This is a genomic window from Pseudidiomarina aquimaris (assembly GCF_003987395.1).
GTDB lineage: Bacteria > Pseudomonadota > Gammaproteobacteria > Enterobacterales > Alteromonadaceae > Pseudidiomarina > Pseudidiomarina aquimaris.
Genome location: NZ_PIPT01000002.1, coordinates 277,451 through 303,550 on the forward strand (window position 1 = coordinate 277,451; position 26,100 = coordinate 303,550).

30 protein-coding genes are annotated in these 26,100 nt (G+C 51.0%); 12 read left to right on the plus strand and 18 right to left on the minus strand.

Annotated features, from left to right (window positions below; genetic code table 11):
* The first annotated feature begins 12 nt into the window (after positions 1–12).
* The gene (locus CWE21_RS04280; RefSeq protein WP_126833219.1) at positions 13–636 is read left to right on the plus strand and encodes an SCO family protein; all 624 of its coding nucleotides are present in this window, start codon (positions 13–15) and stop codon (positions 634–636) included.
* Here CWE21_RS04280 and CWE21_RS04285 read toward each other — a convergent pair.
* Entirely contained in the window at positions 633–1,700 is a 1,068-nt protein-coding gene (locus CWE21_RS04285) for a polysaccharide deacetylase family protein (RefSeq protein ID WP_157982727.1), read from the minus strand. The two genes, CWE21_RS04280 and CWE21_RS04285, sit on opposite strands and share 4 nt — an antisense overlap.
* Here CWE21_RS04285 and CWE21_RS04290 point away from each other — a divergent pair.
* Positions 1,666–3,033 (plus strand): MATE family efflux transporter, encoded by a 1,368-nt coding sequence (locus tag CWE21_RS04290; protein WP_126833221.1) that lies wholly within the window; start codon positions 1,666–1,668, stop codon positions 3,031–3,033. The genes CWE21_RS04285 and CWE21_RS04290 overlap by 35 nt on opposite strands.
* Here CWE21_RS04290 and CWE21_RS04295 read toward each other — a convergent pair.
* A complete protein-coding gene (locus CWE21_RS04295) occupies positions 3,001–4,395 on the minus strand; it encodes a DUF4397 domain-containing protein (protein ID WP_126833222.1) in 1,395 nt (464 codons plus the stop codon). The genes CWE21_RS04290 and CWE21_RS04295 overlap by 33 nt on opposite strands.
* Before the next feature lie 100 nt (positions 4,396–4,495).
* Positions 4,496–5,074: a Fe-S biogenesis protein NfuA gene (nfuA, locus tag CWE21_RS04300; RefSeq protein ID WP_126833223.1), complete on the minus strand. Its 579-nt coding sequence runs from the start codon at positions 5,072–5,074 to the stop codon at positions 4,496–4,498.
* 144 nt (positions 5,075–5,218) lie between these two features.
* Between nfuA and CWE21_RS04305 the strand changes: the two genes are divergently transcribed.
* A complete protein-coding gene (locus tag CWE21_RS04305) occupies positions 5,219–7,831 on the plus strand; it encodes a M14 family zinc carboxypeptidase (RefSeq protein WP_126833224.1) in 2,613 nt (870 codons plus the stop codon).
* Here CWE21_RS04305 and CWE21_RS04310 read toward each other — a convergent pair.
* Positions 7,828–8,526: a ComF family protein gene (locus CWE21_RS04310; RefSeq protein WP_157982728.1), complete on the minus strand. Its 699-nt coding sequence runs from the start codon at positions 8,524–8,526 to the stop codon at positions 7,828–7,830. The genes CWE21_RS04305 and CWE21_RS04310 overlap by 4 nt on opposite strands.
* Positions 8,527–8,557: 31 nt before the next feature.
* Here CWE21_RS04310 and bioH point away from each other — a divergent pair, with 31 nt between their 5' ends.
* Positions 8,558–9,346: a pimeloyl-ACP methyl ester esterase BioH gene (gene bioH / locus CWE21_RS04315; RefSeq protein ID WP_126833226.1), complete on the plus strand. Its 789-nt coding sequence runs from the start codon at positions 8,558–8,560 to the stop codon at positions 9,344–9,346.
* Here the strand turns inward: bioH and mutM are convergent.
* The gene (mutM, locus tag CWE21_RS04320) at positions 9,337–10,152 is read right to left on the minus strand and encodes a bifunctional DNA-formamidopyrimidine glycosylase/DNA-(apurinic or apyrimidinic site) lyase (RefSeq protein ID WP_126833227.1); all 816 of its coding nucleotides are present in this window, start codon (positions 10,150–10,152) and stop codon (positions 9,337–9,339) included. The genes bioH and mutM overlap by 10 nt on opposite strands.
* 67 nt (positions 10,153–10,219) lie before the next feature.
* Here mutM and CWE21_RS04325 point away from each other — a divergent pair, with 67 nt between their 5' ends.
* The gene (locus CWE21_RS04325; RefSeq protein WP_126833228.1) at positions 10,220–10,876 is read left to right on the plus strand and encodes a 2OG-Fe(II) oxygenase; all 657 of its coding nucleotides are present in this window, start codon (positions 10,220–10,222) and stop codon (positions 10,874–10,876) included.
* A 68-nt stretch (positions 10,877–10,944) separates the two neighbouring features.
* Here the strand turns inward: CWE21_RS04325 and rpmG are convergent, their stop codons facing one another.
* The 4 genes from rpmG to CWE21_RS04345 form a co-directional block, all read right to left on the minus strand.
* Positions 10,945–11,100: a 50S ribosomal protein L33 gene (gene rpmG / locus CWE21_RS04330; RefSeq protein ID WP_007420939.1), complete on the minus strand. Its 156-nt coding sequence runs from the start codon at positions 11,098–11,100 to the stop codon at positions 10,945–10,947.
* Between the two features lie 11 nt (positions 11,101–11,111).
* Entirely contained in the window at positions 11,112–11,348 is a 237-nt protein-coding gene (gene rpmB / locus CWE21_RS04335; protein ID WP_126833229.1) for a 50S ribosomal protein L28, read from the minus strand.
* A gap of 159 nt (positions 11,349–11,507) precedes the next feature.
* On the minus strand, positions 11,508–12,185 hold the full coding sequence (radC, locus tag CWE21_RS04340) for a RadC family protein (protein WP_126833230.1): 678 nt from the start codon (positions 12,183–12,185) through the stop codon (positions 11,508–11,510).
* 107 nt (positions 12,186–12,292) lie between these two features.
* A complete protein-coding gene (locus tag CWE21_RS04345) occupies positions 12,293–12,577 on the minus strand; it encodes a hypothetical protein (protein WP_126833231.1) in 285 nt (94 codons plus the stop codon).
* Positions 12,578–12,712: 135 nt separating this feature from the next.
* Here CWE21_RS04345 and coaBC point away from each other — a divergent pair, with 135 nt between their 5' ends.
* Positions 12,713–13,954 carry a bifunctional phosphopantothenoylcysteine decarboxylase/phosphopantothenate--cysteine ligase CoaBC gene (gene coaBC, locus CWE21_RS04350; RefSeq protein WP_126833232.1) on the plus strand — a complete coding sequence of 414 codons (1,242 nt, stop codon included), beginning with the start codon at positions 12,713–12,715 and terminating at the stop codon, positions 13,952–13,954.
* Complete coding sequence (gene slmA, locus CWE21_RS04355) at positions 13,954–14,535, plus strand: nucleoid occlusion factor SlmA (RefSeq protein ID WP_126833233.1); 582 nt, start codon at positions 13,954–13,956, stop codon at positions 14,533–14,535. Before coaBC ends, slmA begins: the two co-directional genes overlap by 1 nt.
* On the opposite strand, the gene gpsA is transcribed toward slmA, so the two are convergent.
* From gpsA to CWE21_RS04370, 3 genes are read right to left on the minus strand one after another with little or no spacing between them, the layout of a single operon-like run.
* Entirely contained in the window at positions 14,527–15,528 is a 1,002-nt protein-coding gene (gene gpsA, locus CWE21_RS04360) for an NAD(P)H-dependent glycerol-3-phosphate dehydrogenase (RefSeq protein WP_126833234.1), read from the minus strand. The genes slmA and gpsA overlap by 9 nt on opposite strands.
* A gap of 24 nt (positions 15,529–15,552) precedes the next feature.
* Positions 15,553–16,050, minus strand: a complete 498-nt coding sequence (gene secB / locus CWE21_RS04365; protein ID WP_126833235.1) for a protein-export chaperone SecB — start codon at positions 16,048–16,050, stop codon at positions 15,553–15,555.
* Positions 16,051–16,086: 36 nt separating this feature from the next.
* On the minus strand, positions 16,087–16,515 hold the full coding sequence (locus tag CWE21_RS04370; protein WP_126833236.1) for a rhodanese-like domain-containing protein: 429 nt from the start codon (positions 16,513–16,515) through the stop codon (positions 16,087–16,089).
* A 176-nt stretch (positions 16,516–16,691) separates the two neighbouring features.
* Between CWE21_RS04370 and gpmI the strand changes: the two genes are divergently transcribed.
* From gpmI to CWE21_RS04385, 3 genes are read left to right on the plus strand one after another with little or no spacing between them, the layout of a single operon-like run.
* The gene (gene gpmI / locus CWE21_RS04375) at positions 16,692–18,224 is read left to right on the plus strand and encodes a 2,3-bisphosphoglycerate-independent phosphoglycerate mutase (protein WP_126833237.1); all 1,533 of its coding nucleotides are present in this window, start codon (positions 16,692–16,694) and stop codon (positions 18,222–18,224) included.
* A gap of 11 nt (positions 18,225–18,235) precedes the next feature.
* On the plus strand, positions 18,236–19,369 hold the full coding sequence (locus tag CWE21_RS04380) for a murein hydrolase activator EnvC family protein (RefSeq protein ID WP_198675054.1): 1,134 nt from the start codon (positions 18,236–18,238) through the stop codon (positions 19,367–19,369).
* A complete protein-coding gene (locus tag CWE21_RS04385; RefSeq protein WP_126833239.1) occupies positions 19,370–20,173 on the plus strand; it encodes a divergent polysaccharide deacetylase family protein in 804 nt (267 codons plus the stop codon). It abuts the gene before it with no gap.
* Here the strand turns inward: CWE21_RS04385 and CWE21_RS04390 are convergent.
* The 5 genes from CWE21_RS04390 to ftsY form a co-directional block, all read right to left on the minus strand.
* The gene (locus CWE21_RS04390) at positions 20,170–20,421 is read right to left on the minus strand and encodes a YkgJ family cysteine cluster protein (RefSeq protein ID WP_126833240.1); all 252 of its coding nucleotides are present in this window, start codon (positions 20,419–20,421) and stop codon (positions 20,170–20,172) included. The genes CWE21_RS04385 and CWE21_RS04390 overlap by 4 nt on opposite strands.
* A 3-nt stretch (positions 20,422–20,424) precedes the next feature.
* Positions 20,425–21,291 carry an RNA polymerase sigma factor RpoH gene (gene rpoH, locus CWE21_RS04395; RefSeq protein ID WP_126833241.1) on the minus strand — a complete coding sequence of 289 codons (867 nt, stop codon included), beginning with the start codon at positions 21,289–21,291 and terminating at the stop codon, positions 20,425–20,427.
* 161 nt (positions 21,292–21,452) lie between these two features.
* On the minus strand, positions 21,453–22,433 hold the full coding sequence (gene ftsX, locus CWE21_RS04400; protein WP_126833242.1) for a permease-like cell division protein FtsX: 981 nt from the start codon (positions 22,431–22,433) through the stop codon (positions 21,453–21,455).
* Positions 22,430–23,107 carry a cell division ATP-binding protein FtsE gene (gene ftsE / locus CWE21_RS04405; RefSeq protein WP_126833243.1) on the minus strand — a complete coding sequence of 226 codons (678 nt, stop codon included), beginning with the start codon at positions 23,105–23,107 and terminating at the stop codon, positions 22,430–22,432. The genes ftsX and ftsE overlap by 4 nt, the downstream gene beginning before the upstream one ends.
* The gene (gene ftsY / locus CWE21_RS04410; RefSeq protein ID WP_126833244.1) at positions 23,104–24,462 is read right to left on the minus strand and encodes a signal recognition particle-docking protein FtsY; all 1,359 of its coding nucleotides are present in this window, start codon (positions 24,460–24,462) and stop codon (positions 23,104–23,106) included. The genes ftsE and ftsY overlap by 4 nt, the downstream gene beginning before the upstream one ends.
* 123 nt (positions 24,463–24,585) lie before the next feature.
* On the opposite strand from ftsY, the gene rsmD reads away from it, so the two are divergent.
* Positions 24,586–25,206 carry a 16S rRNA (guanine(966)-N(2))-methyltransferase RsmD gene (rsmD, locus tag CWE21_RS04415; protein WP_126833245.1) on the plus strand — a complete coding sequence of 207 codons (621 nt, stop codon included), beginning with the start codon at positions 24,586–24,588 and terminating at the stop codon, positions 25,204–25,206.
* Positions 25,203–25,484 (plus strand): DUF1145 domain-containing protein, encoded by a 282-nt coding sequence (locus CWE21_RS04420; RefSeq protein ID WP_126833246.1) that lies wholly within the window; start codon positions 25,203–25,205, stop codon positions 25,482–25,484. The genes rsmD and CWE21_RS04420 overlap by 4 nt, the downstream gene beginning before the upstream one ends.
* On the opposite strand, the gene CWE21_RS04425 is transcribed toward CWE21_RS04420, so the two are convergent.
* Positions 25,481–26,098: a YjaG family protein gene (locus CWE21_RS04425; protein ID WP_126833247.1), complete on the minus strand. Its 618-nt coding sequence runs from the start codon at positions 26,096–26,098 to the stop codon at positions 25,481–25,483. The two genes, CWE21_RS04420 and CWE21_RS04425, sit on opposite strands and share 4 nt — an antisense overlap.
* Between the last annotated feature and the right edge of the window lie 2 nt (positions 26,099–26,100).

Sequence of the window (26,100 nt, forward strand, 5' to 3'; positions counted from 1 at the left end):
GAGGTTTTCGGAATGCAAAAATTATTAGTTTCGGTGGTTGCCATTATTGCGCTGGTTGCAGGCGTTGTGATTTTTAATAGCTTACCCAAACCACAACCACAGGCTTTGGTGTACAACCCACCTCGCGCACTTGAGCCATTTATGCTTGAGGGCCATAACGGTTCACAGCTCACAAACGCTGACTTGACCGGGCAATGGACGCTGTTATTCACGGGGTACACCTCGTGTCCAGATATCTGCCCCACCACCATGGCAGATCTGCGCAAAATAATGCCGCAGTTGACCTCGTTTACCGAACGGGACGTGCGGGTGTGGATGATTAGTGTCGATCCTAAGCGCGATACGTTGCAGAAACTTGCTGACTACAACACTTATTTTGGCAAAGAATTTATGGGCGTACGTGCGGAACACAAGAACTTGTACCCATTTGTTAACGGCTTAGGTTTGATGTATTCAATCCCAAGCGAAGGCGAAACAGATTATTTAGTCAATCATAGCTCCGCTATCGTCTTAGTGAATCCAGACGGCGAGCGCCATGCCATCTTCAAAGCGAGCCATGAGGCCGGCCAACTACCAACCGTCGACATGGAACAATTGGTGCAGGATTTCCAACTAATTACCCAACAGTATAATTAATCCGGCCAGCGCCCCTGTGCATTGGGGCGCACTAACGGCACCGAATACCAATAGAAACGTCCACTTTCACTCAGGCTTGGAACCGTGCAGTTGACGCGCGAACGCCCTACCGGAATGTCCTCTACAGTAAAGTAAGCTTCTTCGTCCTGCCATTCAGGCTGAAATTGCTGACCTTGATAGAAACAGTTCATTTGCGCCGCTCTAAAGTCCTCGATAATCGCCGCAAAACGGATCTCAACCGAATTCTGCTCATGACCTAGAACCATATTTTTCGGTTCTACGCTTCGAACGGGTAACGGTAAGCTGGCAATCTTGGTCGCAAGGGTCTTCAAGTCAGCGTATTGAGCGGAAGCCGGAAAGCGTGGCACTTGCGCTAACGGGCTGTGTGTACCCCACGGGCCGCTATGTTGACCAAACGCCACGAAGTCATGCTCAATCAATAACTCAGCCAGCGCTGGATTGTACTCGCCGTAAGGATAAGCGAAGAAACGCGGCTGCGCGCTGCCCATACCCTCCTCCAGCGCCTGCTGGGCCGCCAAAATATCGTGCTCTTGCCGTGCTAACCATTGCGCTTCAGATTCGCCGTCGCGGCGCCAGGTCATGTGTGCATGACTATTGGAATGATTGGCTATCTGCGCGCCATAGCTTTCCAATTCTCGTAACTGTTCCCACGTCATATAGAGCCGCGGTGTCTCGGCCATGAGCGCAGGATTTACAAAAATCGTGAATGGGTAGCGATAACGCTTAAACACTTCAAGACCATTGTCATAGACATTGCGCCAGCCATCGTCAAAGGTCAGCGCGACTAACTTGTCCGGCACTTCACCTGACGCTATAAGTTGTTGCGCTTCGCCTAATGAAACGACGTTATAGTCATGCTCTTTAAGATAAGCAAAATGCGCTTCAAGCTCTGCCGCTGTTACCGAAGTCACACGCGGTGTATCATCACCGATATGGTGATATTGCAGCACGACGACTCCATGTGCTGTTTGCGTCTCATTTGCTTGTAAAGGACCTACTGCTCCAATCATGACCAAAGCTAGCAGAACAACTACCAATCGCATTGTCGATCTCCGAAAGTTTTGGGGTACTTGGCCGGCGCACAAGAAGATCGTTGCCATCGCCTTACCGATGATTATCTCCAACATTGCCGCGCCCCTATTGGGCCTCGTTGATACTGCCATCATAGGTCATCTGCCCGACTCAATCTACCTGAGTGCAGTCGCACTCGGCGCGATGATCGTGAGCTTTATCTTTCTGCTGGCGGTATTTTTGCGTATGACCACCACCGGCGAAATCGCGCGGGCGTTTGGTCGCAAAGATGAAAGCCAACAACGCTTGATAGCGATCCATGCACTGACCTTCGCGTTGCTATTAGGTGGTGCTATTTTGCTCGCCAAACCATGGCTCATCGATTTCGCTTTCTGGCTGATTCAACCCAGTACTCAACTCGCAGGTTACGCTGCTGACTATATCGCCATTCGTCTATGGGCCGCGCCTGCAGCACTTATTAACCTCGTTGTCCTTGGCGTATTACTCGGGCGCCAGCAAAGCAAACAAGCCATGCTGCTCGTGATATTTACCAACGCAGTCAATGTCGTTGCCGACGTCATCTTAATCATTGGTTTAGGGCTTAACGTTGAAGGTGCGGCCTGGGCTTCTGTTGCCGCTGAAGTCAGCACCGCGATACTCGGCCTTTATATGCTGCGGGGTCTGCTACGACTGGAGTTGAGCTGGCAATTACAAGGCAACTATTTCGCGCGTTTTTTTGGCATGAACCGTGACGTTTTTATCCGCTCGCTGGTCTTGCAGTTGTGCATGGCCACCATGACCGGTTATGCCGCCCGTTTTGGCGACCTTTATGTTGCCGTCAATGCCGTGCTGATGCAGTTTTTGATGTTAATTTCATTAGGCTTAGATGGCATAGCGTATGCAGTCGAAGCTCTGGCAGGTGCAGCTGTCGGTCGCCGCCGTAGGGCCGAGGTTAATTATTGGCTGCGCCTCACGCTGCTATGGTCAGTGGTGTTTGCCGGCATTTATAGTCTGACCTTTGCCATGGCCGGTGAAGCCATTATTCGCTTGCTGACCGATCTTCCGGACGTGATTACCACCGCTTTACGGTATTTACCATGGGTGATTCTGCTGCCCCTGCTTGGGCATTGGAGCTACTATTTTGACGGGGTATACATTGGTCTTGGTTGGACTCACGCAATGCGTGACACGATGCTTATAAGTGCTTTACTGGTATTTTTACCAAGCTGGTGGCTCGGTCAAACATTACTGACAAAAGAAAATGCCAACCACGGTTTGTGGTTGGCATTGAGTGCTTTTCTTTTAGCCCGTGGGGTTACCCAGTGGCTATTTCTACTCGCTCGCCGGCGCCAAATCATCCAATAAGATGAGGCCTGGCGGCAAACCACCACCGGTCGCATCAACTGCTGCCGCAGTATAGATACCACCACCTTCAAGTGTTAGTGGTACTGGGCCAATCGCAGCTGTCTTGGTACCGGTTGCAGTGACAGTCACGACATAGTCACCCGGTAGCAATGATACATAGCCTGTTGACACTAGACCTTCAGCGTTAAATGGAATGTCAGTGAAAGCTGGATCTGCAGTGCTGATGTCGTCGGTTGCGGTAACATAGATATCAACGTTACCCGCGCTTGGTGATGCGTGCACCAACTGAATTTGCGCGTCCGTCGCAATACGACGCTGCATTTCAGTGACTGCGGCTAAGGTCAACGAACCGTCAGCAACAGCACCTACCGCATAGACGCTTAGCTTGTCACTGGTTGCCAAGCTTAACGGCACGTCATCAAGTACGGTCGCACCGCCAGCAACATTTACATCAACAACATAGTCGTCGGCTGGTAGGTTAATAAAGCCAGTCGCTTCCGTGAAAGCTAAGTTAGTGATCGCTGGATCGCCATTATTTACCGCTACATCCACAGCTGGGGCATCGGCACTTGCGTGGACAACACGAATCTCAGCACCCGCATTGACGTCAGGTAAAATGGCCGCGCCCTCACCGTCAGCAACTTGCAGCATAATCGGTGAGCTACCCGTCATGGTATTGGCGACTGCGGCAACAACTAAGTCAGCACCATCAGGTAGTGTGATCGTACCGCTGTCATAGACAACTGTTGCTGGCTCGCCAGCTACAGTAATACGCACTTGGTAGTCCGCTGCTGGCACTTCAACTTGACCAGAATTATCTTTGTAAGCCAGCGTTGTAACCGCTGCTTCAGCGCTTAAATCAGCACCTGGTGCAGTTACATAAATATCCACCAACGGAGCATCAGGAGCAGCGTGTACAACTTCAACCCGCGCATTACCTGCGGTGACGTCAGTATCTTCATTTGCAAAAATCAGCGGCTCGATCGAACCGTCGCCGACTTTACCTACCGCGAAAACTTCATAGCGTAAGTTTTCACCCAAGTTAACGTCAGCAGGTCCAATCACGGTTGCAGTTGATGCGTCGGCGAGAATACCGTCGACTTGGATGCTGTAAGAGCCTTCATCAAGCTCGAGTACGCCAGAAGATGCACCGTAAGGTACGCCTTCGAGTACTGCGTTACCATCCACTAAAACGTTTACGTCTGGAGCGTCCGCAACACTATGGTGTACACGAACAAAGGTTGATTGCGGGGGTGGTGTTGGAATATCAACGACCGGATCTGGGTCGTTACTATCACTACCACAAGCTGCTAGCATAAGCACCGCGACAGCGGGTATACTAAGTTTTGTGATCCCATTCATAGTTTGTTCCTCGTTGTGTTATCGGCAAATTCCACATACGCAGGGACAAATTGTTTGGGATCACTTTTTCACTTATACAACTTTTAAAATTTACACAGTCTTAATAATAAGAATGTTCGCCATGCTGGTGTTCAGTAACGTCTTTCACGCCTTTCAACTCTTCAGGAAAGCGCTGTAACAACTCTTTCTCAATGCCTTCTTTAAGCGTTACATCGACCATGCTACAGCCGTTACAACCACCACCAAATTGCAAGATTGCGAAACCGTCGTCAGTGATCTGGTTAATCGCTACCCGTCCACCATGGTTGGCCAACTGCGGGTTAATTTCCGCTTGAATCACGTATTCAACGCGTTCAATCAACGGCGCGTCGTCATCAACCTTTTTCGCTTTCGCGTTAGGTGCTTTCAAGGTGAGCTGCGAGCCTAATTCTTGCTCTTCAAAATCAATAACAGCATCTTGCAAGAACGGCGCACTGCCTGAGTCCACCACCGCATCGAAACCGCTAAATGGCAAGGTTTCGTCGTCCGGTTCGACCGAGTCAGGCGGGCAATACGAAACGCCACACTCTGCTGACGGCGTCCCCGGGTTCACCACAAACACACGGATATTAGTGTTATCCGGCTGTTCGGCAAGCAATTTGCGAAAATGCGCTTGCGCGCTTTCAGTAATACGAATCATGGGGTTACCACCTCACTGCTATACTTGAGTGTTTTAGTAAGGTATATCTTATCGCAAAAATCGGTCATTGCATAGTAAGCAGCTTGGGGTAAGGCGTGTCTTTTGCTAGCTTAGAGCGGTGTTTCAATCATTTAGGAAAGAATTATGCGTTTGCTCAAGATGTTTGCAGCAGTGCTTCTTTTGGTTTCAGTGTCAGCCTCTGCCACTACGTTAAAAGATTATCTGCCGACCGATGTGACTTATGACCCAAGCATTCCAACGCCTAAGGAGATTTTAGGTTATGAAGTTGGAGAATGGCACGTTCGCCATGATCAGTTGGTGCGTTACATGGAGGTTCTTGCAGAGAAAAGCGACCGCTTCACTATTGAAGTAACAGGTCGCACGCATGAGCAGCGCCCATTGCTGCTCTTAACGGTAACCACTCCAGAAAATCACGCAAACATCGATAGCTTACGCGATGCGCACACTGCAATTGCAGACCCGAACCGCAACGGCGATCCGGAAACAGCTCCCCTAGTCCTTTACATGGGCTACAGCATTCATGGTGACGAGCCGAGCGGCAGTAACGCAGCCTTACTTTATGCCTACTACTTAGCGGCGGCACAAGGCGAGAAAATTGAGGCGGTACTGCGCGATACCATCATCTTGCTCGATCCTAGCTTGAATCCTGACGGCTTGGCTCGTTTCGCGCAGTGGGCAAACCAGCATCGCAGTCAAAACCTAGTTGCCGACCCACAGCATCGCGAACACGTACAAGGCACGCCGCGTGGCCGGGTCAATCATTATTGGTTTGACTTGAACCGTGACTGGTTGTTGTTACAGCATCCGGAGTCGCGCGCACGCATCGCTAACTTCCAAAAATGGAAGCCAAACGTGTTAACCGACTTCCATGAAATGGGTACCAACAGCACGTTCTTCTTTCAGCCGGGCATTCCGACGCGTCGCAACCCAAATACCCCAGAAGAGAACGTAACACTTACTGCTAAACTGGCCGAAGGCCATGCAGCTGCGCTTGATGAGCAAGGCCGCTTGTATTTTACCGAAGAATCTTTTGATGACTTTTACGTCGGTAAAGGTTCAACTTATCCCGACGTACAAGGCGCCATCGGTATCTTGTTTGAGCAAGCCTCGAGCCGCGGACACGCGCAAGACTCCATCAATGGCTTAGTTGAGTTCCCGTTCACTATCCAGAACCAGTTCACCACATCGTTGACCACCATGTACGGTGCGCACGCCAACAAGGTGGCGTTCTTGGATTATCAACAACGCTTCTTTGACAGTGGCCTAGAGCTTGCTGATGATGCAGATTTCAACGGCTACGTGTTCGGTGACAGTACCGACCCTGCGCGGTTAGCTGGTATGTTAGAGATCCTCGACCAGCATGAGATTCAAGTGTACCCGCTGACCTCAGAGGTCAAAGAAAACGGCAAAACATTTAAGCCGGGTTCGAGCTACTATGTGCCACTAGAGCAGCCGCAGTACCGCCTGATTCGGGCCATTTTTAGCACCCAGCAAAGCTTCCTAGATAACACCTTCTATGATGTTTCAGGTTGGACCTTGCCATTAGCCTTCAATGTTGAATTTGCCGCCACTGACAGCCGTGTGCGTCATAGCGAGCAAACTTGGCAACAACCGCAAGCGCCAGCCGTTAGCATCGCAGCTGACGCCTATGCTTATGGTTTCGATTGGCACAGCTACTTTGCACCACGTGCGCTGCAGGAATTACTCGCAGCAGATATTCACGTGCGCCAGGCTGCACAAGGCTTTACCGCAAAAACCGGCGACGGTCAGCACCAGTTTGCGTCGGGCGCCGTTGTTGTTACCAAAGCTTACCAAAGCAAACCTTGGCAAGAAGTTCAAGAACAGCTGCTTGAAATCGCCACGCGCAATGGCATTGCCTTACATAGCATTAGTTCTGGCCTAACGCCGCAGGGTATGGATCTTGGTAGTCGCAACCTGAGCCCAGTCGAGCCCGTAAGCGTAATGATGCTGGTAGGTGATGGTGCCAACATGTACGAAAACGGCGAAGCATGGTACTACCTCGACCGCCATGTCAGCATCCCCGTCTCGATGATTGATACCGACCGCTTTAACCGTGTCGACCTTGAGCGTTACACTCACATTCTCTTGGTGGATGGCAGCTATCGTACACTGGATGACCGTAGCGTATCGCGCCTACGTGATTGGGTGCGCGCAGGCGGTACCGTCATCGGTCAACAAGGCGGCGCGAAGTGGCTTGCCGAGCAGAAATTACTGGCGGCTAAGTTTGTCGAAGGCGCAGCTTTTGATGAGAAATTTGATAGCAGCGCACTGAGCTACGCTGATCGCGATAGCTACTATGGTAAGCGTCGTGTTGCCGGTGCCATCTTCGGTGCTAAACTCGACTTGAGTCATCCACTGGCTTTCGGCTTCCCACGTACCAAGTTGCCGGTTTTCAAAGATAGTCTAAACGCGATGGAGATCCCTGAATCGCCGTTTATTACGGTGGCTCGTTACCAGGAAGAGCCGCTATTAAGTGGTTATGCTGCAAAAGAAAACCGCGAAGTCATGAGTGAGAAAGCAGCCATTGTTGCCCACCGCTATGGTAGTGGTCGTGTGGTTGGTTTGGCTGATGACATGAACTTCCGTGCCTTCTTCTGGGGTACAGCTAAGCTACTGAGTAATGCCATCTTCTTATCGCCAGCCATTGACGCCTACGCTCAAAGCGATGAAGATGCCGCAGCGGCAGCAGCCGAGGCAGCAGAAGAGAGCCACTAAGCACACCCTGACGCATGCGGCTCGGTATAACATAACGTCCATGCGTCAACGGCCTTTGCACCCCGTCGCTGTAGTGCTGCAGCGGCGGCGGTCACCGAAGCACCACTGGTCAGCACGTCATCGACCACAGCAATCGTCAAACCACGCACATCTCGAGTGCAATGCATCGCATTTTGCATACTGACCCAGCGTTGCTGACGCCCTAATTTATGCTGCGCAACCTCATCGCGAAGTCGCCTGAGTAACCCCGCACTATAGGGAAGTTGCAGCTGCTCCGCTAAGACGCGGGCTAATAACCCAGCTTGATTGTAACCACGACGTTGCCATCGTCTTCGGGTCATCGGCATTGCCACGATCAGATCTGGCCAGGCCACCTGATACTTCTGATAACACGCAATAAGCTGGGCTGTCATCAGCGGCGCTAACCAACGCACAAGCTCGGGTGAGCGATGAAATTTATAACGTTGCACTAAGTGCCGGCTTTCTGCTTGCCATGCCAAGACAGCGAACCAATGCCGACCAAAGCTTTGTGCTTGCCGTTGCCCGCGCCAATGCAAACAGGCTGGAGGTAAACGCGGTAAATCGGCAAAACACGCCTTGCAAAAACCATTGTGCTCATTGGCTTTCAGTGGTAGTAAACAAAGCCAGCAGCAGCCCGTTTGCAGCTTGGCAAAAAACCTCGGTAAAGTTACCATGTGCTCCTCCATGAGCGGGTTGGAATATCTAATGGTAGATCAGGTTTGGACTGAGGTCAGTGGTAGCGGGGAGGATATTGTCGTCCTCCATGGCTGGGGCTTGAATGCGAATATTTGGACACCTATCGTGTCACAGCTTAGCCAACAAGGACGCCTGACGCGGCTGGATTTACCGGGTTACGGCGAGTCACCATGGCCGCAAAACGAAGCCATTACCTTTGCCAAGCTATGCCAGCTTACCTTAGCGGCGTTACCTGAGCGCTGCCACTTAGTAGGGTGGTCGCTCGGCGGCTTGGTCGCAACGCAGCTGGTGCTTGATGCGCCTGAGCGCTTCCAGAGCCTAACCACAGTCGCCTCCTCGCCGTACTTCCCAGCGCAAGAGCCAGATTGGCCTGGAATTGAGCCCAGCATTCTGAATCAATTCGGCAAGCAGCTCAGCAAAGACTTTCGCCGCACGGTTGAGCGGTTCTTAGCGCTGCAGTCGCTAGGAAGCCCGCATGCGAAAGCGGATGTAAAAGCAATCAAAGAGTGGCTATTTAGCAAGCCTATGGCGAGCGTTGAAGTCTTAGATGCTGGACTCGATATGCTTGCACAAGTCGATTTACGCGCGCAGTTGAAACATATCGAGATACCCTTTTTTCGCATCTATGGGCGTTTGGATGCGTTAGTACCAGCAAAGATCGATAAACAAGTGCAGCAACTGGCGCCAGCAAGCCAAAGTTACATTGCCCCGCATTGCAGCCATGCGCCTTTTATCAGTGACCCTGAGGCTTTTTTAGCGGCTTGGACAAGCTTCTTTCAGGACCTTTCTCAACGTTGACACTGCGCGCAGTAAACGGTACTCCGCTGGCCTAAGCGAATTTCTTTTAATTCGCTTTTACACACCATGCATTGCTTGCCACCGCGTCCGTAGACGTTTAAGTGCTGCTTGAAATAGCCTGGGCTACCATCAGCTTGGGTAAAGTCCTGTAAGGTGGTTCCGCCTTGCGCTATCGCCGCAGTCAAAATCTCTTTAATAATTGGAACCAGCTTCTGGTAGCGCGCAAGGCTAACTTTCCCTGCCGCGCGCTTCGGATGGATCCCCGCTTTAAACAACGACTCATTGGCGTAAATATTGCCGACCCCAACGACAACATGGTTGTCCATAATGAAGGTCTTGATGGACTGCTGCTTGCCCCGTGACTGACGATGCAGATAATCTGCCGTAAAAGCTTCGGTAAGTGGCTCGGGGCCAAGCTCACGAAGTAAAGGATGGTCTAGGCCGGGATGTGCATCACTCACTAACACACAGCCAAAACGGCGGGCGTCATTGAAACGTAGACATTGGCCATTCGTTAGCTGTAAATCAAAGTGATCGTGCTTTACTACCAAACTATCACTTGGCACTACGCGCAACTTACCCGACATGCCCAAATGCAGAATTAGATAGCCCTTATCTGTATGCAAAATAAGGTATTTCGCTCGCCGCTCCACCTGAGTAATCAGCGCACCAGCAAAGTTTTCCACGTGCTCAGGTATGGGCCAACGCAGGCGCTTATCTCGCACCACGACTTTATCGATCTGCTGCCCTTCAAGATGCGGCGCAATGCCCATCCGGCTGACTTCAACTTCGGGTAACTCTGGCATTTAATTTCTCTTGTGTTTAAGCTCGAGGTTCATTATATTCCGCCGAAAATTCGGAGGTACATCGCTCATGACTTTAACGGATGCTCGACTTGCGGCCGACGACTTCGCCACCGACGCGATTGATATCGACCAATTGGCTGAGCACGGCTATGTCATTGTACCGAATTTCCTGCCACGCTCCCAATGTTCGGCGCTTTATGACTATGCGCAACAATTGGCACCGCAGGCCTGGCAGCAGGCGGGCATCGGCCGCTCCGACAACTACACCACCAATACCGCGGTACGCCAAGATAAAATCCGCTGGTTAAGCGCACAAGAACCCTTAGAGAACGCATATCTAGAGATGATGGATCAGCTTCGGGTGCAGCTTAATCGTGAGCTATTTATGGGCTTATTCGACTATGAATGTCACCTAGCCCATTACCCGCCAGGTGCGTTCTATCGTAAGCACTTAGACGCATTCAAAGGGCGCAGCAATCGCATCTTGACCACGGTCTTTTATCTCAATTCTGAATGGCAAGAAGCCGACGGCGGCCAGCTTGTTATCTATGGCGAGCGTGGCGAAGTGCTTGAGACTGTACTACCGGAAGCCGGCAAGCTAGTGGTGTTTCTCAGTGACGTGTTTGTTCATGAAGTTCTCGCGGGCCTGCGAGATCGCTTCAGTATTACCGGCTGGTATCGTCTTAATACCAGCATCGGTGGCTTGGTCGACCCTACTTCATAAAGTCAGCTGGCAGATACAAAAAACCCAGCCGAAGCTGGGTTTTTCAATTTATCGCACAAAAAAACGAATTACTTAATTTTCGCTTCTTTGAACATCACATGCTTGCGAACAACCGGATCAAATTTTTTGATCTCGAATTTTTCTGGCATGTTACGCTTGTTCTTGTCGGTAGTGTAGAAGAAACCAGTACCGGCAGAAGAAACTAGACGAATCTTATCGCGCATGGTTTAGCTCCTTACACTTTTTCGCCACGTGCACGCAAATCTGCAAGCACAGTGTCGATACCGTTTTTATCGATAATACGCATACCTTTAGTAGAGATACGCAGCTTCACCCAACGCTTTTCTGATTCTACCCAGAAGCGGTGAGATTGTAGGTTCGGCAGGAAACGACGCTTGGTCGCATTGCGCGCGTGAGAACGGTTATTACCGGTAACCGGACGCTTTCCTGTAACTTGACATACTCGTGACATCGTTTTTTACTCCAAAAATTGCTTCAAGCTCGCCTGTCGCCCATCGCGGCCTTGCCTTGAATCCGAGGGCGCATTTTATACAGTAAACCGGCTCGGTAATCAAGAGATAAGCGTTATTTTTTGATCTTTTTGATCGTTTCAGATGGTGGCGCTACTCTACTACAACAGACCGCGTTCGGCAAATGAAACTGGCTGCCCGCTGCCTATGACAAAGTGATCCAGCAGCGCTACATCGATCATCGACAGGGCTTTTTTTAAACGTTCGGTGACTCGTTGATCGGCTTGGCTGGGTTCCGCTACACCTGAAGGGTGATTATGCGCCAAAATCACGGCGGCGGCGTTGTGTTGCATGACGAGTTTTATAATTTCACGAGGATAGACCGGAGCCGCGTTTATGGTGCCATGAAACAGTTCGACGTACTTCAACAGTCGGTGTTGGCTATCCAATAGCAACACCACAAAAACTTCGCGTTGTTGGTGTCTCAGTTGCGAAGTTAGATAGTCGCGCACCATTGCCGGCTGGGTAAAGCCATCGTCACGGCGTAACTGCCAAGCCAAATAGCGTCGTGAAATTTCCATCACGACTTGCAATTGCATAACCCGTGCTGGGCCCATCCCTTGCTGCTGCAAAAGATCCGCGGCTGGGGCGCCAAGTAAGCCACCAATGCCTTCATATTCCGCCATCAGGTCGCGCGCATAGGTCACCACGTCTTTACCGCGCACGCCAGTACCCAACAAAATAGCCAATAGTTCGGCATCGCTTAGTGCCGCAACCCCCATTTCTGCCAGCTTTTCACGCGGGCGCTCACCTACCGGCCATGCCTTCACTGTTGCCATGTGTTCCTCCTTGAACGGTGTTTCATGTTAGAAACAAAAAAGCCACTCTAACGGTGGCTTTTGGCGATGGCAATCATCAATTTTTGTGCGCTTTGCACCCATCGAAATTAGTTATCGATAGGAGCTTCCATACCGCTGCGCTGCATGTTGGAAAGCTCACGTTGAGCCTCTTCACGGTCTTGCGCAACTTGCTCTTTCGTGCGGCAGCGACGACGTTTGAAGTTAGTACCCACTACATGTTCCGCACTGCAAACAAATTTTGCATCTGCAGTTTCTGTTGTTTCTTCTGCAGTTGCGTCATTGGTAGCGGCGGCTTGCTGCTCGGCGTCACCATTGCTAGCGCAACCAGCAGCAAAAACAGCGACAAATGCCGCTAAGATAAAATGTTTCATAATCATCTCCGTTTCATTGGACCACAATCGTAACAGGGACAAATAATACAAACAAGTTATTTACATTTATTTTGATTCGCATCTTATAAGCGCCTCATGCTATCTTATCGCGTAAAGATTACGTAAGGACTCACTATGACGGAAAGCCTTTCTACAGCGCTATCAGGCCGCCATGTACTGGTAGCTGTTAGCGGTGGTATTGCCGCTTACAAAAGCCCTGATCTGGTTCGGCGGTTACGCGACGTAGGCGCTATTGTTCGCGTCGTAATGACCAAAGGTGCGCATGCTTTTATCACTCCCCTGAGCTTGCAGGCGGTTTCTGGGCACCCGGTTCATGATGACTTGCTCGACCCCGCGGCAGAAGCAGCGATGGGCCATATTGAGCTAGCCAAGTGGGCCGACGTTATCCTCATCGCACCCGCCAGCGCCAACACCGTCGCTCGTTTGGCGAATGGTTTTGCCGGTGACTTACTTAGTACCCTTTGCTTAGCAACAACGGCCCCGATCATGGTCGCCCCGGCAATGAATCAGCAAATGTGGTCAGCACCCGCCGTACAGGACAACATTAGCCGACTTCACGCCCTTGGCGTACATGTGATTGAGCCTGACAGCGGCTCTCAGGCCTGTGGCGATATTGGCGCTGGGCGTATGCCAGAACCGCTTGCCTTGCGTGACGCCGTGGTAGACTTACTATCCCCCAAAGATAGCCCGCTGCGCGGCTTGAATATCCTTATCACCGCAGGACCAACGCGTGAAGCCATTGACCCAGTTCGCTATCTAAGCAACCACAGTTCAGGCAAGATGGGCTATGCTCTTGCCGCGCAAGCGCAGCGGCTTGGGGCTAATGTGACGTTAGTGAGTGGCCCCACTCAGCTCGCAGCACCTGAGGGCGTCAACCTCGTCGCGGTCGAAAGCGCGCAGGAGATGCTCGACGCGGTCGAGGCTCATGTCGCCGATGCTGCAATCTTTATCGCCTGCGCCGCCGTAGCTGATTATCGCCTCGCCGCCGTCGCAACCGATAAAATCAAGAAAAATGCGGATACGATGCAACTCGAGCTAGTAAAAAACCCAGATATCTTAGCAACCATTGCCAACCGCCCTCAGCCGCCAATGTGTGTCGGCTTTGCTGCAGAAACTCAGGACGTCGCTCATTACGCTGCCGACAAACTCAAACGCAAGAAGTTAGCCTTAATTGCTGCCAATGACGTAAGCGACAGCAGTATTGGTTTCAACAGTGATGAAAATGCCATGACGTTGTTCTGGCATAACGCGAAGGGCGAACTTGAGCAAAAAGCGCTCGATCGCGCACCAAAGCTAACGATTGCCGAAGCTATCTTGCGTCAAGCAGGTGAATTATATGGAGAGAGAAATCACTAATGACAAGTAAACCTAATCGCAAAGAGCAGATTCTTGCTACGCTCGCGCACATGCTAGAAACCAGCCCTGGCCAGCGCATCACAACTAAAAGCTTGGCAGCCGAGCTAGGTGTTTCAGAAGCGGCTCTTTATCGGCACTTTCCTTCTAAAGCGCGGATGTTCGAAGGGCTCATAGAGTTTACGGAAGAAGCGGTGTTAAGTCGTATCAACCAAGTGATGGAAGTCGAAAAAGACACCTTGGTGCGCTGTGAAATGATGCTGCGGGTGGTGCTGACTTTCATCGAACGCAACCCAGGCATTACGCGAGTTCTTACCGGTGATGCGCTGATGGGGGAACACGAGCGTTTACGTTCACGCGTGCAAAACCTTTTCACCAAGATCGAATCGAACATCAAGCAGGCATTACGAGAGCGGCGTTTACGTGAGAACGTGCAAGCGCGACTGGACGAGGCGGTTCTGGCGAATTTATTGATGGCCTATGCCGATGGCAAAATCGCACAGTTTGTGCGGTCCGAATTCAAGCTCAAGCCAACGTTAGAATTTGATGCGCAATGGCAAACCATTGCACACCAATTACTCTGATGTCTTCGCGCGACTCAGCAGGTTAATTGCCGCCTGCTGAGGCGTGGTATCACCGTATAAAACATCGTAGATTTGCTCGCAAATCGGCATCTCGACATCATTCCGGCGCGCCAACATCACCACTTCTTTGGTATTGCGATACCCTTCGACAGCCTGTCCAATTGACTTCATCGCTTCATCGACGCTTTTACCCTTGCCCAGAGCTAATCCAAAGCGCCGGTTGCGTGATTGGTTATCGGTACAGGTGAGAATCAAGTCACCAAGACCCGCCATACCCGTGAAGGTTTCTGGCTTCGCCCCTAACTTCAAACCGAGACGTGTGAGCTCGGCAAGACCACGGGTAATAAGTGCCGTCCGCGCATTAGCACCAAAACCTATACCGTCAGCCATACCCGCGCCGATGGCGATCACATTTTTCACGACGCCACCGAGTTGAACACCAATAAAGTCATCATTGGTGTAGACGCGGAAGCTTCGGTCACAATGCAATAAATCAGACAATTCTTGCACGAAGTCAGGATCAGTCGACGACATAGAAATCGCGGTCGGCAAGCCTTTCGCCATTTCCATCGCGAAAGTGGGTCCCGAAAGCACCGCAAGCGCGTGTTCATGACCGAGAATTTCTTCGGCTACTTCAAATAACAAGCGCCCTGTACCAGGTTCGAGGCCTTTCGTTGCCCAAGCGATGCGGGCATCACTGCGTAACAGCGGCTTGATGTCATGCAAGACTTCAGCGAAGCCGCTACTTGGTACCACGACCACAATATTACGCGCATCTTCAACTGCTTCAGCTAAATCGCTGGTGACCTTGAGCGCGTCTGGCAGCTCGATACCCGGCAAATAGCGCTTGTTTTCGCGCTCTTCTGCCATAGTTCGAACCTGTTCAGGGTCACGCCCCCACAGGCAGATGGGACTGCCCTTGCGCGCAAAACAAAGTGCTAGGGCAGTTCCATAAGAACCGGCGCCTAGCACTGTAACTTGAGTATTTTTCATTAGTGGCTTAGAGAACCAACTAACTTACGCGTCTGCTTGTTCAGCTGCTTGTTGCTGCTGACGCTGCACGTGCTGAGCAAAGACTGCGTCAAAGTTTACCGGAGCAAGGTTCAATTGTGGGAACGTTGCGCGGCTTACCAGGCTTGCCAAACACTCACGTGCGTATGGGAACAAGATGTTCGGGCAGAATGCGCCAAGCAATTGAGCGCGTTGCGCTTCTTCAATTGAATCAGCGATAGTGAAGATACCGGCTTGATGAACTTCAGCCAAAAATGCAACGTCGTCACCGACTTTGTTGGTCGCAGTGATTTTCAAAACAACTTCATAGGTGTTGTCTTCAAGCTTTTCGTTCTTGACGTTCAGGTCAAGGTTCAGCTCTGGCTGCCACTCTTTGCGGAAAATTTCAGGTGCATTTGGCGATTCAAAAGAAACATCTTTAGTGTAGATGCGTTGGATTGCGAATGCTTGTTGCTGTTGCGCTGCGTCTTGTGCTGCGCCGTTTACTTGCTGTTCATCAGCCATGGTAATACTTCCTATTAACTATACGAAAAGACAAAATTATTTTTTAACGAGCGGAAAACTAGCGCCCTGCCAGGCAGAGATTCCACCTTGTAATAAGGCAACGTTTTCATAGCCCGCTTTTGTGAGCTGCTGCGCAGCTGCTTTTGCGGTCATGCCGGTTGCACATACTACCACGATGGGGGCAGCTTTATATTTATCAAGTGCAGCCGTATCATTTTTCCGGATCCGCTCAGAGGGTAAATTGATCGCACCATGGATATGTGCTTTGCGATATTCGTCTACCGAACGGATATCAACAAACACGCCGTCATTGCGATTGACAAGTAAGGTCGCTTCTTGTGCTGACAAGGCTTTCACTTTTGAAGTGGCCGCGGAAACATAAGAGACAATTATCGCAATCAGCAAGACCACCCATAAAATACTCATCAAATAGTGGTCGGCGGCAAAAGCAAGAAGTTGATCCATGGTTATTCACTACTCCTACTGAAAAAATCAAGCACAAGAGTATACCGCCTGAAATGTCAGTTACCAGTAAAATTTGGTGGCATTTCGACCGACAGCGGATGCGTTGCGGCGGAAAATCGCATAAACTAATGACTTATCAAGCACAACCTAAAAGCAAGCAACTCCGAGGATGTTTCATGGCGAAGCCGCACACTCCATTAGCCCTTTTAATTCTTGACGGTTGGGGCCACCGTGAAGCGGCAGCAGACAACGCTATCGCTGCTGCCAACACACCAACCATGGATGCGCTCTGGAAAAACTACCCACATACCTTAGTGGATGGTTCAGGGATGGCCGTTGGCTTACCCGACGGGCAAATGGGCAACTCCGAAGTAGGTCACGTCAACTTGGGTGCAGGTCGTGTGGTTTATCAAGATTTTACCCGTATCAGTAAAGCGATTGCCGATGGCGATTTCTTTCACAACAGTACCTTAGTCAACGCCGTCGACGCTGCTGTGAATAACCATGGCGCCGTGCACATCATGGGCTTGCTTTCGCCAGGCGGCGTGCACAGCCATGAAGACCATTTGCTCGCCATGGTCGAGCTCGCCGCACAGCGCGGCGCTAAACAGGTCTATGTTCACGCTTTTCTAGATGGTCGTGACACCCCGCCACGTTCTGCAAAGCCTACCATTGAGCGCTTCGAACAACTCTTTAGCAAACTCGGTGTCGGTCGTTTTGCCAGCCTTTGCGGTCGCTACTATGCAATGGACCGTGACAAGCGTTGGGATCGTGTGGAACAAGCATGGCAAGTGGTCGTTGAAGGTCAAGCGTCATTTCATGCCGACAGCGCCGGCGTTGGCTTAGCGCAAGCCTATGAACGCGACGAAAGCGACGAGTTCGTGAAGCCAACCCGTATTGGCGACGCCGCGCCCATTCAAGATGGCGACAGCGTGATCTTTATGAACTTCCGCGCCGACCGCGCGCGCGAACTGAGTCATGCCTTTGTCACTGATGGTTTTGACGGCTTTACCCAAGCACGTCGTCCGCAACTCGCCGCTTATGTGTCGCTGACTGAGTATGCAAAAGATATCCAAAGCCAGGTCGCTTTCCCGCCCGAAGAGTTGAATAACGTGCTCGGCGAATGGCTAGCTAAACAAGGTTATTCACAACTGCGTATTTCCGAAACCGAGAAATATGCGCATGTCACCTTCTTCTTTAGTGGTGGCCGCGAGCAAGAATTTGACGGTGAAACACGCGTTTTGGTGCCCTCACCTCAGGTGGCAACCTACGACCTGCAACCAGAAATGAGTAGTGAAGAGCTTACTGACAAACTCATCGAAGCCATCGAAAGTGGCCAACAAGATGTCATCATCTGTAACTATCCAAATGGCGATATGGTCGGTCACACTGGTAACTTTGACGCTGCAGTTAAGGCCGTCGAAGCGGTCGACCGTTCGATTAAACGTGTCGTTGACGCGCTACATAAAGTCGGTGGCGAATGTCTTATCACTGCCGATCATGGTAATGCCGAACAGATGCAAGATCACAGCACTGGACAGTCGCACACAGCCCATACCAGCGAACTCGTACCATTTATTTATGTCGGTCGGGACGCTACTGCGCGTGAAGGGGGTACACTGTCGGATGTGGCCCCCACTATGCTGCATCTGCTTGGCCTGGAACAACCGGAAGAAATGACCGGTAAGCCGATTGTTACCTTAAAATGATGACAGTTGCCATGCGTGCGCTCCTTATCAGCTTGCTGTTGTTAGTAACAACAGAGAGCAGCGCATGGCAAAATGCCAGTCAGGAAACCGCCGCCGAAACCCAAGCACGCATTGATGCAATCGCTCGCGAGTTAGAGCGGCGTTCCGCTGCGATGCAACAGCGGGCACGCGAACTCAGCGCCACCGAAAAGCAAGTTCAGCAACTCGACCAACGTATTGCAGCAGTTGCGAGCCAACTCGCTGAGCTCGCCACCTCTTTGCAACGCACCAACCAACGCATTGATCAACTGCAACAGCAACAACGGCAACTTATCGCCGAGCAAAAGCAGCAACAACAGTGGCTGGCGAAGCAAGTCGATATGGCCTACCGTATTGGCGAACACGACCTGCTGAAGCTTATTCTTAACCAAGAGGAACCGGCTGAAATCGAGCGGTTGCATGGCTACTACGGCTATTTCAATCGCGCGCGATTACAGAAGCTAGATGAACTGAAAGCCACGCAAGCAGAACTTGAAGAAGTAACCGCGCAGGTGGCCAGTGAGCAACAGCAGCTCGCACAGCAGAAACAACAACAAGAGCAACAACAGCAGCGCCTCGAACAAGAGAAATCCGAGCAACAAAAACTCGTCCGTCAACTTGCTCAGGAGCAACGCCAAGATCAATCACGCGTGGCACAGCTCGAGCAAGACCAACGCGAACTTGAGAACGTCTTAGCAGCGATTATCGCTGCACTCCGAGACGAACCACAACTTGATGGGCTGCGCCAGCTCAAGGGTAAAATGAGCTGGCCGACGCAAGGTAACGTGCAACGCATCTTTGGCCGTTCACGCAGCGGTGGAGTGAAATGGAAAGGCATATTAATTGACGCGGCAGAGGGCACACCCGTGAAAGCAATTGCCGATGGCCGTGTTATTTACGCCAATTGGATGCGAGGCTTTGGCTTGTTGTTAGTGCTTGACCATGGCGACGGCTACATGAGTCTTTACGGCCATAATCAGACGTTGTTACCTAATGTGGGTGAAGTGGTCCGCCGCGGCGAAGAAATTGCCCGGGTTGGCCAAAGTGGTGGGCGTGAGAGCCCGGCATTGTATTTCGAGATCCGCCTCAAAGGTGATCCCGTCAATCCCACACAGTGGGTACGCTAGATGCTGCAGTTCATAGCAATACTTACAGTGCTGCACCTGCCATTGGTTGCTGCCAAGGAAAACTCAAATGCAGGCCCTCCCGTCGAAACTCCACAGGTAAAACCGCGTATCGCTATTGTTATCGATGACCTCGGTCATCATGCCAGTAATACTGCTTTTACTGAACTTGATTACCCACTGACTCTCGCCATCATGCCGTTCAGCGCCAAAGCTGAAGAGCTGGCTACGCAGGCTTCTGAGGCCGGACATGAAGTCATGATCCACATGCCCATGCAGCCCGAATCAATGCCCGCGCAGGCGCAAGAAGTACTCGACCTCGAGGATACCAAAGCACAATTCCTTGCGACATTAAGCGCTGCGTTTTCGCGCTTGCCTCAAGCGCAGGGGCTTAATAACCATCAAGGCAGCCTGATGACCGCACAGGCGCTGCAGATGGAATGGTTAATGGATGCGCTTAAGCAGCGCCAGATGTATTTTCTTGATAGTCGCACAAGTGCGGCAACTGTGGCGGAAGCGACTGCACGCCAAGTCGGGATACCCAGCAATCGCCGCCATGTTTTCCTCGACAACGCTCCAAGCCTTGAAGCAATTGCGGAGCGCTGGCGTCGCGTCGAACTGATAGCCGAGAATCAAGGTTACGCTATTGTCATCGGCCATCCCTACCCAACGACGCTGCAGTTTTTACAAGAGCTTGCGGTCAAACAAGGCCGTCCCTACGAGCTGGTTTATTTTTCTGAGCTACTCTGCCTACCGGATGCCTCATCAAAAACTAGCAACTCGTACTGCTGGCACCCCGTCGACTAAGAAGTTTCGTTTTCAAGTTTGGTGAGTAAGATGAGTGCCTCGTCACGTGTTGTACCACAAACCGTAGGTTCGGCAGCAAAGTCAGCACACACTTGCGGGCGGTCGGGATGATGAAATATACCGCAGAGGTTATTTTCAGTGAGGTGAATACAACGAATGCCAGCGGGTTTCCCGGCTGGCATTCCTGGTATTGGCGAGCTTATGGACGGTGCAATGCAACAGGCACCGCAACCGACTCTGCATTCCATGGCTTACGCCATGGCCATGCGTAACTTCTTCATCGCATTCGCTTCGAGCTGACGTACACGTTCTGCAGAAACTTCATACTTGTCAGCAAGCTCTTGCAGTGTGGTTTTGTTGTCTTCGTCTAACCAACGTGCCCGCACGATATCTTGGCTGCGCTCATCAAGCGTTTTGATTGCCGACAACAAACGCTGTTGTGTGTAGGCTTGATACTGCTCTTGCTCGATTTCTTCAGCCAAGTCAGAGCGCTTGTCTTCAAGGTACTGCGCTGGTGAATAGGTAGAACCTTCACGCGCGTCGTCATCGTCGGAGCTCAATTCAAAAGCTTGGTCATGAGCACTCATGCGCGCTTCCATTTCCATCACTTCTGAGGTGCTCACGCCGAGTGTTTCGGCAACGTTGTTCACTTCTTCTTGGGTGAACCAACCAAGACGTTTTTTCATCTTACGCAAATTAAAGAACAATTTGCGTTGTGCTTTGGTGGTTGCGATTTTCACGGTGCGCCAGTTTTTCAGCACGTACTCGTGAATCTCAGCTTTGATCCAGTGCACGGCAAATGACACCAAGCGCACGCCAACCGATGGGTCGAAGCGACGCACGGCTTTCATTAGGCCAATATTACCTTCTTGAATCAGGTCAGCTTGCGGTAAGCCATAGCCTGAATAACTACGCGCCACATGCACCACGAAGCGTAAATGCGACATGATGAGCTGGCGAGCAGCCTCTAAATCGTTTTCTTCGGTTAACCGTACCGCTAAATCATGCTCTTCTTCAGCAGTAAGCATAGGAATGCGGTTGACCGACGAAATGTAGGCCTCAAGGCTTCCGCCACCTTGCGGTACTGCTAATGCCATGTTTGTCATTTCAGTGCTCATGCAACAACATCCTCTCTTTGCTGGTGACTGCGGTCTCTGGATTGCTTTTGCAGCCACCGATTCAGACACTTTTTCGGCCTGAAAGTTCCCTCATTCTAGCAAATCTGACGCTGCTGACAATGGGATCCTTGTGATCATCTTATTACATACATGGGGCTATTTTACTGGGGTTCAATAGCTCTGACATGTTTTCTTACAGCTATGTGCGATCCTAACAACCCTAAACCAATAGCGAGGCCCCAAATGACGCCCATTTCAGCCAGATTTAACCCAGTTAAACGAAATTGACTTTCATAGAGATCAGCAATGTTACGTACCGCACCACTTAACCACCAGAGTAATGCCGCTGTTGCAAGCCAGGTAATGACTCCACCAACAATGCCATACCACAGTCCGGTATATAAAAAGGGCCGTTGAATATAGGCATCCGTTGCACCGACCAACTTCATCACCATGATTTCATCACGCTTACTACTGATATTTAAGCGAATCGTGTTGCCGACAATGAGAACAACAGCGATACACAGTAGTAATGCCAAGCCTAAGAAGCCGTCGCGAATGAGTTGCACAATTGCTTCAAAGCGTTGCAGCCACCCCACATCTAGGCGTGCTTCATCGACTTCGCGTTGTTGTTTTAACTCCTGTAACAGAGCCTCAGCGGCGGCTGGTGCACGATGATTGGCATGCGGCGTCACCAACAACACATCAGGCAATGGATTGCTATCAAGTGTTTCGAGGGCATCGCCAAAACCAGAACGCTCACGAAATTCGGCCAGTGCGGCTTCTTTCTCGATTAATTTGATTTCGGCAACAGCAGGATTTAGCTCGATACGCTTGGCAAACGTCGTCACCGCTTGATCGTCGAGATCCTGACGAAGAAAAACCGTTATCTCTGACGCGTTTTGAAAGTTTGCACCCACGCTATCAGTGTTTTTAACAATCACATAGAGTGTCGCCGGCAAGGTTAAACTAAGGCCTAATACCGCCATCGTCATCAATGAAGCAAACGGGTAACGCGCGAGTTCACCTAAACTGCCAATACATTGCTGGGCGTGATGCAGCCAGAAGGTAACGAAGCGCCGCCAAGCGGAAATTTTTACCTGCTGTGCACCTTGCTGGCGTGAACGAAATAGTACACTCATGCCGGTTCCTCCGCCAAGCCATCGTCAATCATGCGGCCATCTTTCAACGTCAGGGTACGATAGCGCATCCGCGCAATCAGGCTTAAATCATGGGTGGCTATCAGCACCGAAACGCCCACGCGATTGAATTCCTCGAACAGCTTAATGATTTCTGCGGAAAGCTTAGGGTCAAGGTTACCGGTAGGTTCATCAGCGAGCAGGAGTGGCGGTTTATTTACAACTGCGCGCGCGATGCCGACACGCTGTTGCTCACCGCCCGACAACATCATCGGGTAATGCCGAATTTTGTCCGCCAAGCCGACTTTATCGAGCGCAGCCTGCACGCGTTTGCGCGCCTCACTCATGCTATACCCCTCAATCAGGAGCGGCAGCGCTACATTGTCGAATACAGTGCGATCCATTAACAAGCGGTGATCTTGGAAAATCATGCCAATATCACGACGCGCATAGGCAATTTGTTTACGCTTAATACGTTTTAAATCATGACCATTAATCAGCACGCGCCCTGTGGTTGGGCGTTCCATAAGACTGATGAGCTTTAGTACAGTACTCTTACCGGCACCGGAATGGCCGGTCAAAAATGCCATCTCACCAGCAGCAAGCGAAAAACTCACGTTTTTTAGCGCTTGAAAGCCGCCGGGGTAGACTTTACTGACTTGCTCAAATTGAATCATTCGCCTTGTGGCTCCTCTCTCTGATCCTCAATTGCTTTCTGGAACAAGGCCTGCACGAAAGGCTTCGCCTCAAATGGACGCAAGTCATCAATCCCCTCACCCACACCAATATAGCGAATCGGAATGTTGAATTGGTCGGCGATGGCGAAAATCACGCCGCCTTTTGCCGTGCCATCAAGCTTAGTCAGCGTAATACCACTCACGCCTACCGCTTCAGTAAAAAGTTTGGCTTGGCTAATTGCGTTTTGTCCGGTGCCCGCATCTAAGGTCAGCATGACTTCATGGGGGGCATGCTCGTCGAGTTTTTTCATTACGCGTACGACTTTCTTCAGCTCGTCCATCAAGTGTGCTTTGTTCTGTAATCGACCTGCGGTATCGGCAATTAAGACATCAACATTACGCGCCTTTGCGGCGGCTACCGCGTCATAAATTACCGAAGCACTGTCAGCGCCAGTGTGTTGTGCAATTACCGGAATGTCGTTACGTTCGCCCCATACCTGTAACTGTTCAACTGCAGCGGCACGGAAGGTATCCCCCGCTGCTAACATGACCGATTTGCCTTGCTGACGGAACTGCTGTGCCAGCTTTCCGATTGTTGTCGTTTTACCGACGCCGTTCACACCGACCATTAAGATCACATACGGGCCTTCCGCCTGCTGCGGTAATTCGAGGGGTTGCTCAACCTCTTTAAGAATCTCAACCATATCGTCTTGGAGTAATTGATAGAGGGTTTCGGCGTCTTTAAGTTGGCGACGATCAGCCTGTTCGGTTAAACGCTCGACGATACGCATGGTTGTGGGTACGCCGATATCAGCTGTGAGCAACTGCGTTTCGAGTTCTTCAAATAACTCGTCGTCGATCTTTTTATCTTTGAAAATGCCCCACAGGCCGTCGCCGATTGCTGTTGAGGTTTTCTTCAAACCGCTTGTTAAACGTTTCCAAAGGCTTGGTTTTGATTGCTCTTTGGCGGGCTTAGGCTCGGGTTCTGGCTCGGGTTCTGGCTGCGGTAGTGGTTGGCCAGCGTGACTCTCGGCAGTGACTTGTGCACAAATTTCGGTGGCGTCCGGCGCAACCATTTCCGACACTGAAGGTTTTTCATCGTCTTCAGACCTGCGCTTCTCATCAATTTCATCAACCTGTTCTGGCGTCACATCATCTGGAATGGCCTCATTCACCGGTGCTTCATTCACAAAAGGCTCGGGTTCCGAGGACGCTTTCTCTAAAGCTTCGTCTTGCTCAGGTTCGTTGACTGGGTTTTCATTTACAAATGCCGAGTCCTGCTGTTCGCTTTTGTCCTGCTGCGCTTCCTCTTTATCCTTTTTGAACAAACGCGAAAAAAATGATCCTTTTGCCATGCCTTGTTTACCTTTGGAAGTTCACTGCGAGTCAGTTTACAATGGCGCCAGTTTAACATGTACGCTGGCCGACGGCACCTGCACTTGCTGCTCGCGACAGTCTGAATTGAGGGTTACTTTAGCATGCGACGGCAGGCAAACAAGCAGAAAAACAGCGTCAGCCAACTGCGTATTATTGGCGGTACTTTGCGCGGCCGTAAGCTAGCCATCGCAGACTTGCCTGGCCTGCGCCCGACCACCGACCGCGTGCGTGAGACACTGTTTAACTGGTTACAGTTTGAAATAGCCGGCCAACGTTGCCTTGACCTTTTTGCGGGAACAGGAGCATTGGGCTTTGAAGCTCTTTCACGCGGCGCTGATGAAGTCGTCCTTTTTGAGCAACAACGGCAAGCGGCGCAACTGCTCCGCCAGCACGCCCAAGACCTTAACCCGCAGTGCACGGGAACATTATCCGTAGCACAAGTGGACACCCTGCAGTCGTTAAAAACTGAGGCACCAGCCCCATTTGCGATTGTTTTTGTCGATCCTCCTTTCAGAAGTGACTTAGCCGCGCCAAGTTGCGAACTACTGCAACAAAATGGTTATGTCGCCGAAGGGAGTTGGGTCTATGTAGAAACTGAAAAAGAATGGCCACTGCAAGTGCCAGAAAATTGGCAGTTAGAACGTGAAAAAGTAGCTGGACAGGTTTGCTATCGACTCTTTTTAGTCGGCGCCGTCGCTTCCGAGCAAGAGGAAACAGAATGAGTGCATTAGTTTGGATTGGCCGTGTTGTTTTTGCGGTGATTTGGGGCGCGATGCTCGCAAACCTCGTTTGGCCGTTTCCTGGTAAGGGTTATGCGTTGTTCTTGATCTTACTGTTTTTGCTAATCGCGCTGCACTTGTTGCAATTGCTGATGTTTGCAACCGTCTACCGCGAGCACATTCAGTGGCGTCGCGGTGATTATTGGCAGATTCTACTGTTTGGCGTGATTGGTTGGCTCGCCATTGTGCAAGCGCAGCCTCAGCGGAAACAACAGTCTTAGCTTTCGCTATCGCGTTCCATACCAATATTGGTGATGCCCTCGGTCACGACCATTTCTTGTAGCTGTCGCACCATCGCTTGGCTTGGTGGTGCTTTACTCGCTTGCATCGCCTCTAAAAAGTCGACCAGCGCTTGCTGAACTTCGATTTCGTACACCGCCAGCTCATGCTCGCGGAGCATTTGACGGCGCTCCTCGGGCTCCATGTCGGCACCTTCAGTCAGCTCTAAGAATTTAGCTACGCCGGCTTGCGATACTTTAGCGACGCTGACGAGGTCGGCCTCGTTTTTGTCGATAAAGCCTTGCAGCATAATACTGATCGCAGTGCAGGCATCCATCGCCGGGTACACTCCCAACATATCGTGACCATGCTCACTTGGTGTCACATCGTCGACTTTCTCTTGCCAACGACTGAAATTCACTTTGACCTTTTTGCCTTGCCAACTCCAATCCCAGCAAGCATTCAAAGCACCACGCAGAGGCTGCGGATCGCCAAACCCTGTCACCTGATGAAACAGCTCATAATTTGGGTACATACGCTCACATAAGTACAGAGCCGCCAAGACCTGATAACCAAAATCGAGTTCGCGCAGTCGTTGAAAAGTGTTAAGTGCCAAAG

Coding starts and splice junctions, on each gene's coding strand:
- CWE21_RS04280 (WP_126833219.1), top strand. CDS start 13: ATGCAAAAATTATTAGTTTCGGTGGTTGCCATTATTGCGCTGGTTGCA.
- CWE21_RS04290 (WP_126833221.1), top strand. CDS start 1,666: ATGACCAAAGCTAGCAGAACAACTACCAATCGCATTGTCGATCTCCGA.
- CWE21_RS04285 (WP_157982727.1), bottom strand. CDS start 1,700: ATGCGATTGGTAGTTGTTCTGCTAGCTTTGGTCATGATTGGAGCAGTA.
- CWE21_RS04295 (WP_126833222.1), bottom strand. CDS start 4,395: ATGAATGGGATCACAAAACTTAGTATACCCGCTGTCGCGGTGCTTATG.
- nfuA (WP_126833223.1), bottom strand. CDS start 5,074: ATGATTCGTATTACTGAAAGCGCGCAAGCGCATTTTCGCAAATTGCTT.
- CWE21_RS04305 (WP_126833224.1), top strand. CDS start 5,219: ATGCGTTTGCTCAAGATGTTTGCAGCAGTGCTTCTTTTGGTTTCAGTG.
- CWE21_RS04310 (WP_157982728.1), bottom strand. CDS start 8,526: ATGGTAACTTTACCGAGGTTTTTTGCCAAGCTGCAAACGGGCTGCTGC.
- bioH (WP_126833226.1), top strand. CDS start 8,558: ATGGTAGATCAGGTTTGGACTGAGGTCAGTGGTAGCGGGGAGGATATT.
- mutM (WP_126833227.1), bottom strand. CDS start 10,152: ATGCCAGAGTTACCCGAAGTTGAAGTCAGCCGGATGGGCATTGCGCCG.
- CWE21_RS04325 (WP_126833228.1), top strand. CDS start 10,220: ATGACTTTAACGGATGCTCGACTTGCGGCCGACGACTTCGCCACCGAC.
- rpmG (WP_007420939.1), bottom strand. CDS start 11,100: ATGCGCGATAAGATTCGTCTAGTTTCTTCTGCCGGTACTGGTTTCTTC.
- rpmB (WP_126833229.1), bottom strand. CDS start 11,348: ATGTCACGAGTATGTCAAGTTACAGGAAAGCGTCCGGTTACCGGTAAT.
- radC (WP_126833230.1), bottom strand. CDS start 12,185: ATGGCAACAGTGAAGGCATGGCCGGTAGGTGAGCGCCCGCGTGAAAAG.
- CWE21_RS04345 (WP_126833231.1), bottom strand. CDS start 12,577: ATGAAACATTTTATCTTAGCGGCATTTGTCGCTGTTTTTGCTGCTGGT.
- coaBC (WP_126833232.1), top strand. CDS start 12,713: ATGACGGAAAGCCTTTCTACAGCGCTATCAGGCCGCCATGTACTGGTA.
- slmA (WP_126833233.1), top strand. CDS start 13,954: ATGACAAGTAAACCTAATCGCAAAGAGCAGATTCTTGCTACGCTCGCG.
- gpsA (WP_126833234.1), bottom strand. CDS start 15,528: ATGAAAAATACTCAAGTTACAGTGCTAGGCGCCGGTTCTTATGGAACT.
- secB (WP_126833235.1), bottom strand. CDS start 16,050: ATGGCTGATGAACAGCAAGTAAACGGCGCAGCACAAGACGCAGCGCAA.
- CWE21_RS04370 (WP_126833236.1), bottom strand. CDS start 16,515: ATGGATCAACTTCTTGCTTTTGCCGCCGACCACTATTTGATGAGTATT.
- gpmI (WP_126833237.1), top strand. CDS start 16,692: ATGGCGAAGCCGCACACTCCATTAGCCCTTTTAATTCTTGACGGTTGG.
- CWE21_RS04380 (WP_198675054.1), top strand. CDS start 18,236: ATGCGTGCGCTCCTTATCAGCTTGCTGTTGTTAGTAACAACAGAGAGC.
- CWE21_RS04385 (WP_126833239.1), top strand. CDS start 19,370: ATGCTGCAGTTCATAGCAATACTTACAGTGCTGCACCTGCCATTGGTT.
- CWE21_RS04390 (WP_126833240.1), bottom strand. CDS start 20,421: ATGGAATGCAGAGTCGGTTGCGGTGCCTGTTGCATTGCACCGTCCATA.
- rpoH (WP_126833241.1), bottom strand. CDS start 21,291: ATGAGCACTGAAATGACAAACATGGCATTAGCAGTACCGCAAGGTGGC.
- ftsX (WP_126833242.1), bottom strand. CDS start 22,433: ATGAGTGTACTATTTCGTTCACGCCAGCAAGGTGCACAGCAGGTAAAA.
- ftsE (WP_126833243.1), bottom strand. CDS start 23,107: ATGATTCAATTTGAGCAAGTCAGTAAAGTCTACCCCGGCGGCTTTCAA.
- ftsY (WP_126833244.1), bottom strand. CDS start 24,462: ATGGCAAAAGGATCATTTTTTTCGCGTTTGTTCAAAAAGGATAAAGAG.
- rsmD (WP_126833245.1), top strand. CDS start 24,586: ATGCGACGGCAGGCAAACAAGCAGAAAAACAGCGTCAGCCAACTGCGT.
- CWE21_RS04420 (WP_126833246.1), top strand. CDS start 25,203: ATGAGTGCATTAGTTTGGATTGGCCGTGTTGTTTTTGCGGTGATTTGG.